The organism is Nitrosomonas sp. Nm51 (genome assembly GCF_900111165.1).
In the GTDB taxonomy this organism is placed as follows: Bacteria; Pseudomonadota; Gammaproteobacteria; order Burkholderiales; family Nitrosomonadaceae; genus Nitrosomonas.
On the sequence record NZ_FOGH01000011.1, the window covers coordinates 69,158 to 77,153 of the forward strand.

The window sequence follows — 7,996 nt, forward strand, 5'->3', positions numbered from 1 at the left end:
ACTAATTGTTAATACCCCCAGACTTTACGCTTATCAACGAATATGCAAACCAGGCTTGACATTTCTTCTATCGCGGGAATCAAGGAAAATATTCATGAATTATTTGCGCTTATTCAAGAAAACCTTGACGCTTACAGCAGCAATCCGGGTGATACACAACTGATTGAAACTTGCCGCACATATATTCATCAACTGGATGGGCTTTTTCAGGTACTCGAATTAAAAAGCATTACAGTCATAACCGAAAAAATCGAGCAATTGACAACCGACTTGATTGCACCGCGAAGTGACGCCACTCAGGCAGCTATCGATGTAATTAAACGCGCCATTAATGCAATTCTCGAATATCTGGATAGACTGATCGATGGCGCGAAAGAAAACCCGGCCCGGTTGTTTCCAGCTTACCAAGGTTTAATGCACCGCTTAGGATATCAACAGGTTTCAGAACTGGATTTGTTTTTTCCTGCGCTTACTGAAGATCCGCCACTTAAACCTGTTATTAATGAAAGTAATCCCAGACAACTTAAATTACTGGCCAAACGTGCCTGCGCGGAATACCGGACGGGCCTGGTACAATTGTTAAAAAATATCTCGGTTAATGAGAATCTCAAAAAAATGCATCATGCACTTACTGAGGTTGAGCAGTTACCAGGGTCGACTGAACAGCGTATATTCTGGTGGATTGCTGCCGGTTTTTTGGAAAATCTTGCATCTCGGGAATCAGATGTCGAACTTTCAGACCGTAAGTTATGCGGCAAAATAGAACAGATATTGCGGCATTCCGCCGAAAATTCATCTCAGAACACGGCTCAACTCAGACGGGAATTACTTTACCGCTTGACCAAATGCCAGCACTCACCAGCCAGCGAACAAATTGAAGCAATCCGCAAAGCTTATTCACTGCCATCGCCCACAGATACCGGCGCGGCTGAATCAGACCGTTTAACTTCGCCGCAGGACAATCTTCATGATATCCGTGAAATAATAAAGCAGGCCAATGAAAACTGGCAGGCATTTTGTTCTGGCAAACATAACGATTTAACGGCATTCTTGAACGACATGGCGCACATGCGTGAACTGTCGAGCCGTCTTCAGTGCATGCCGGCGCAACAGTTAATCGACGCCATCGACCAGGCGGCGCGGCTATTACATGTCCAGCAATCGTTTTCAACAGCGGTAAACGAACAAGCGACGATGGAAATCGCAACTGCGCTTCTTCATCTTGAAAGCATCGTCGAAAATTATAACGTGTTGCCAAGTGATCTGTCGGCGCAGACCGAATCTATCTCTACACGTTTGAAAAGTATGGCTACAATCGGTGAAGCTGATGCCGCGCTTAACGCCGGTCCATCCCTAAGTGAAATCAAAAACCCGGCACGAAAAAAACAATTACAGGCACAAACCGTGCAGGAGGTACTTGCCAACCTTCAACAGACAGAAAAAATACTGGAACAATTTTTTCAAGCGCCAGATGAACGCGAATCTTTGTCTAGCGTTATTGCATTATTTAACCAGACTGCCGGCGTACTTGACATAATGGAATTGAAGCGCGCCCATTATTTATTAAGTCTGTGTCTCAATCAGGTAAAAAAATTTTCGGAACCCGACTACGTATTGACGCACAATGACCAAAACTTGCTTGTCGATGGATTAAGCAGCCTGAGTTTTTTCTTGGAAGCATATAAAAATAATCCTAACGCAAACCAGAGTGTCATAGAAGCAGCCATAGCGGTTTTTGAAAATTCTGTTAATCAAAAAACCGCCGAATCGTCCACAGCCGATGCTTTGGCAGCCGAATCTGATAATGAAGAAACGGATATCATGGGATCTGAAATCATTCCGGATGTTTATCCTGGTTTCGATAAAAAAATTGACTCCGGTGTTGATCCTGAATTACTGAACATTTTTCTTGAAGAGGCAGACGAAATTCTGGCTGAAATCACTGAATGTATACAAAACTGTCAATCTGACAAGTCGGATATGAAGTCGCTCACTGCAATTCGTCGTAATTTCCATACATTGAAAGGCAGCGGCCGCATGGTCAAACTGGAATTTTTCAGTGATGCCGCCTGGACTATGGAAAAAACGCTGAATCACTGGCTCAATGAAAAAAAACAAATTACTGACGGATTGCTCAGCCTGATGCAGGCAGCACATTCAGCATTCACCAGTTGGTGCAGCAGCCTTAAAACTACTGGCGAAGCGGAAATTCAATTAGATCAATTACATGCGCTTATCAACCAGCTGGATGCTGGTGAAGAAAAAATGCGCGGCTCCAGACCCGGACTGAAATCGGCGAAAATCAGCCTGGAAAGCGGCAGCATGCATCAAGATACTATTTCAATTGGCGGCATTGCAATTCCTGTTGATCTTTTTGAAATATTTACCATTGAGTCAAAACAGCACCTGGCAACCCTTGAGATGGAATTGAAAACCTTACTGGATACGCATCCGGCAAAAATCAATCAGCCATTTACACTTGCGGCACATACCTTGGCTAGTACTTCCCGCGCTATAAAACTGGATTTTATCGCCGATCTTTGCAGCAAACTTGAAGAATGGCTAACGCGATTGAGGGAAGCGGACGCGCCTCTGGGTGAATCCGATGCGCATCTGATACAGAATTGCATTCAACAAATTAGTGAATTGTTGCATAAGGTCCTTCAGCAGCAACTTCCTGATGATACTGATTTACAACTAGCCCATTTTTTAACGCTGGAAATTGCCAAACAACAGACGCGAAGCAAAGAATCTACTATCCTAAAGCATTCCGAGCGTTCTGAACCTATCAATCTGAACGAGTACAGACTCAAAAAAACGCCACCCGCCATCCAAGACGAAACATCTCGGGACAACGATGCTCCACAAGAAATTGCGGAAGATACGTTGGACGCTGTTAGCATCGAATTGCTGCAAACCTTTCTTGAGGAGGCTAAAGACACAATACCGCAGATCAGTACAAAACTGCGTGCCTGGCGTATTTTGCCGCAGGATGAGGATATCCGCATCAGTCTTCTCAGGTTATTGCATACGTTGAAAGGAAGCGCGCACATGATAGGCGCACAGCAACTTGGCGAACTGATTCATGCTACAGAGGAAGAAGTTGAACGAGCTTACAACAGCCCGGTTGTTTCAATTCGCGCCATTGAAACAGTTGAATACCAGTTCGATCAGATATGTGAAACGATAGAACGGTTGCAATCAAAAGGAACTGCTGATCAAACACAGGATACCACAGATGCGGCGATACCCGATTCTTCTGCCGCATTAACGAACAAATCGGAGTTGCAGTCACCAGCAAGTTCAGTTACACAGGACTATATTACTTCGCCAGAAACGAAATTTGAAGAAGCCCATCAACCAATCAACGTGTTACGTATACAAACCGAATTGATTGACCGGCTTGTCAACGACTCAGGTGAAGCCAGCATCATTCGCAGCAAAATTGAAACGCAACTGAATTATTTCAAACAATCACTTCAGGATTTGACTGAAAGTATCGACCGTCTGCACGGACAATTACGTGAAATCGAAATCCAGGCGGAAACGCAAATGTCCGCACAAGCTGTGCAGCAACACAACAATGATGAATCTTTCGATCCGCTTGAACTCGATCGTTTCACCCGCCTTCAGGAACTAACCCGGCTCATGGCTGAAAGTATCGATGATGTCATGACTGTACAGAAAAATCTCAATATGGCGCATACTGCTGCGGTCGAAGCCACGGCACAGCAGGCAGCCATTAACCATCAACTGCAACAGGAATTGATACGGATTCGTACTGTACCATTTGGCAGTATTTCAGAACGCTATTATCGCGTTATCAGAAAAGCGGCAAATGATCTTGGTAAAAAGGCCAGTCTGCAAATCGAAGGGGAGGCAACTGAAATTGATCGCAGTGTTTTGGAAAAAATGAGCGCCTCTCTTGAACATATCCTGCGAAATGCAGTCGCGCACGGTATTGAAAAAAGCGACCAGCGCATTCTGTCCGGAAAACCGGAAGCCGGTCATATTTTTATGGATTTACAACAGAGTAACAACGAAATCGTTATTACGATTCGCGACGATGGCTGTGGACTTGATCTAGACAATATTCGTAAAGCAGCAATAAAGCAGGGCCTGATTAACGAAAATGAAATGCTGGATGACGAGCAAATTGCCGCATTGATTTTTGCGCCAGGCCTGACTACTCAGGATCATGCAACTGACACTGCTGGCAGAGGTATTGGGATGGATATCGTACAAAATGACATATCCGGACTGGGTGGCCAAATTACTGTCAGTTCGAAAAAAAACAGGGAAACCGTTTTTCATATCCGGCTGCCATTAATGCTTGCAGCGATACAAACACTGGTCGTGTCTTCCGGAAACCAGATATATGCAATACCCGCGACAGTTGTTGTGCAGGCTCAGGAACTAAATGTCGAGGCACTGCAAGAAGCGTATCGGGAAAGACGGCTGCGCTATGATGGAAGCATCTATCCGTTTACCTATTTTCCCTTCTATCTGGGATACCTGGACAAACAATTCGAAACAAAAAGGCATAATCATGTCCTGTTACTGCGTAGCGGTGGTTTACGGTTAGCCATACATATTGATGAATTTATTGGCAAGCGAGAAGTTATAGTAAAAAAAATCGGATCACAGATTATGCATGCGCCAGGCGTCGAGGGCGCAACTGTCACAGGCGAAGGAAAACCGGCACTTATTTTCAACCCACTTAAATTGTTGTGCCGCCAGGACGTGCAGCAGATCTTGCAAACGCCAGTTTCAGACATTATTAGCCGGTCAACCGAGAGAGAGAAACCTGCGGCGACTGTCCTGGTTGTCGATGATTCCCTGACAGTGCGAAAGGTAACGAGCCGCTTGCTGGAACATGAAGGTTACAATGTTTTAACCGCCAAGCAAGGCCTAGAAGCCATTGAAACGATCTCGGATATCAAGCCAGATATTATTTTTGCCGATCTTGAAATGCCCAAAATGAACGGCTTTGAATTCATCCAGCGGGTTCGGAGCAATCCCGATACTGCGCAAATACCCATTATCGTCATCACTTCACGGACAGCGGAGAAACACAGAAAAATGGCTTTGGAACTGGGTGCCAACGAATTCATGGGCAAACCGTATAAAGAAGACGATCTATTGAACCACATCTCCCACTATATACCTAAAAATTCCTAGGAGGGGGCGTCATGTGTTATGGTAAGGGGGGCTACAGCGCAGCGGAAAGCCGCTTCAAAGCCTGTATGACTGTTCTGATAGATACTGACACTGACTGCGCTTTATCATCCTTGCATATTAAAATTTATATTTTTAATTTGCAAGGAAATACTTCTGTAGTCTAAGTTAGAAAAATGTCCATCAATTTCCGACTCAAGGTACAAGATTGCATAAGACCAGCTTAGGGCTGCGCCCTCAGCGCACTTCATGAAAAATAGACAAGGCCGTGTTCTCTGGGCAAGCCCCTGCGAGCCGCGCCACCCTCTTGCTGTTCAAATCATGCTCACGACAACAAGCCGTCTGCGACAATCCGCTCGATTGCCACGCCCTGCATATGACGCAACTGTTGTTCCTGTGTAGTCATCGCTCATTCTCCTTTGAAAATACCCGAGGATAAACAGATCAGATTCTAAGTTATAGATGGTCGGACTGGATGCTTACAATTGCGTGTGATAATGTCAGCGGTGTTATTGCCAATCAACCATATACACAGGCTTGTAGAGACACTGTCCATTTAACCGTAAGCTATTTCATGCAAAGCGTTAACGGTCGTTCTTCACGTAAGATATAGCAAGAGTTTCCGGAATTGCAAAAACGTTATTGGTGGCAGCGTTTTTGGGCTTGGGCTATTTCTCTGTCCAACAAGCGTTAATATACCCAGCGACGTTATATTGCCATATCTAACGGCACTCAGACAAAAATTGATGACTTTCAGTCATTAGTGAATCAGTGGATTGATAAAACAAAATTGAGATTCGCTATGACTATTACCGCAGCTTGTGTCGCCTCTGTGAGACAAAGATAACTGTTTATAAACAGCATGATAGTGTTTTTTTATAATTTTTTAATTTAATTGGCGACAATTTGGTTGCGTGTTATTAATTTATGGGTGTAACTCATTGATAAAAATCATATATAATATTGGCATGGAATTTGCTTGACTATAGTGAATGGTTATTAATAACGTCTTGTAAAAAGCGTGACCGCTCTTTTTAGTAGTTTTATTCAATTGAAATAGCTCTTTTCTTCGTTAGAAAACGCACAACTTAGATAAATCAAGCATTATTTTCTCTGAATCCATGGTTAGAACGCTGTGAAAAATCACACAACATTATTCTGATTGGCTACGAGATGCTTATGCTTGATTGATCTGAGTGTTTTTCTTATTCCGTTTCGTAAACTAATTTTCTGAACAGGTTTAAATATAGAATGTTTAACATAGACAAGTCACACTTAGGATCAATATCTAGTGGTAATTCAGCATTTTACAGTTCTGCAAAAGACGAAATAATAGACGACGTGCCAGAAGATGATACGTATGTTTTACAGAAAAATGAGGGGTATGACATACATTTTGTCCAAAATCAACAGCAATGCTCTAAAGCAAAAGAATTTGTCAAGCAAATGTACGCATTGCGTGGCTATCAAACGCAAAACATTTCAATTGACTTAGCCAGTTCACGGCAGATTACATTTGTCGTTGTTATAGGAGAAATGATCGTTGGTGCAGTTACGTTAAGAAATGACTCATCAAACGGCTTGCTGGCTGACGCGCTGTATCAAAATGAGCTTGATGGTTTCCGGGAGAAAGACAGAAATATATGCGAATTATCGAAATTTGCTCTTGATCCGCAATACAGCTCAAAGGAGATGATTGCATCGCTTTTTCAGATAGCCTATGTTCATGCGCGCAAAGTTTACCAAGCAACTGATTTTTTTTGTGAGGTTAATCCTCGTCATGCTGCTCCGCACAAGCGTATGTTTGGATTCCGTCAAATCGGCGAAGAACGAACATGTGCGCGTGTTGATGCCCCGGCAGTTCTGCTGCATTTGGAGCTAGGCTACATACAATCACAAACATCTGTTGATTGTGATTTGCACATTAATACAAAAAAATCAATTTATTCTTATTTTTCATCAAACAAGATTGAAGAAATAATTTTTGATAGGCTTCCGCGTGAATTTGTTGTGTGTGCATAACTATCTGAACTGGTAGTTTCTTCAGTATTACTGATGGGGTGCCGGAAAATAGTCAAAGGAGTAATTCTGCAATTATAAACTTACTATTAATCAATTGCTTGAAATTTCTATTTTTCTCGAAAAGGCGGTTTTCCGACAGTTTCGCGATTGAAGTGGCCGGTTTTGTATCAAGCGGATATTCTCCGGCTAAATGAATAAAATTGTCAGACCGAATACTCTGTTTCAGTAATTATAGGCGAAGAGTGTCACCGTGATGGCCGGGTAACGTATAAACGGGCATGGCAAAAACGACTGTGAACGCACTGCTTTTATTTCTGAAGTTTCCCTTTTTTCCCTATGCGACCATCCGCAATAATGCTTTGATGAGAGAATTTTGTTCGGGTTTGCCTGGCTTGGGGCAAAAGGTAACAAAATCTTTATCGAATGCGGCCTGAGTAATCAGTTTTCTAACATCGGAGAAGGCGAAGTGACTTCGATTGTTAACAGCGTAACAACGCTGCGGTGTTTTATCAAGGCGATCTGCGTATATCCAGGTGATAGTGGTGGCCATCATGCAGAAGCTGAGGTGATTCATAACGGCATGCGGCGTTCGGGTTTGGCTTTTTATGCTTCCAATTTCCTGCTTGATCTCTTTGAAACCGGCCTCGATTTTCCAGCGAGCGCCATAGTATTCGATGATCTGTTCGACGGTGAGATCAAGGTCAGTGGTAAAGAATGCAACCCATTGTGATTTTCGGTAGGCCCAGACGACACGCACGGCACATTTGAGTGTTTTCAACATGCAGATGTGATCGTA

3 protein-coding genes are annotated in these 7,996 nt (G+C 43.3%); 2 read left to right on the forward strand and 1 reads right to left on the reverse strand.

What is annotated here, in order from left to right; translation table 11 throughout:
* Positions 1–42: 42 nt before the first annotated feature.
* Both BMY60_RS06055 and BMY60_RS06060 read left to right on the forward strand, forming a co-directional pair.
* Complete coding sequence (locus BMY60_RS06055; RefSeq protein WP_090332156.1) at positions 43–5,181, forward strand: hybrid sensor histidine kinase/response regulator; 5,139 nt, start codon at positions 43–45, stop codon at positions 5,179–5,181.
* Positions 5,182–6,429: 1,248 nt separating this feature from the next.
* A complete protein-coding gene (locus BMY60_RS06060) occupies positions 6,430–7,200 on the forward strand; it encodes an N-acyl amino acid synthase FeeM domain-containing protein (protein WP_143057374.1) in 771 nt (256 codons plus the stop codon).
* A 334-nt stretch (positions 7,201–7,534) separates the two neighbouring features.
* Here BMY60_RS06060 and BMY60_RS06065 read toward each other — a convergent pair.
* A partial coding sequence (locus BMY60_RS06065) for a transposase (RefSeq protein ID WP_177166600.1) occupies positions 7,535–7,996 on the reverse strand: 462 nt, incomplete at its 5' end.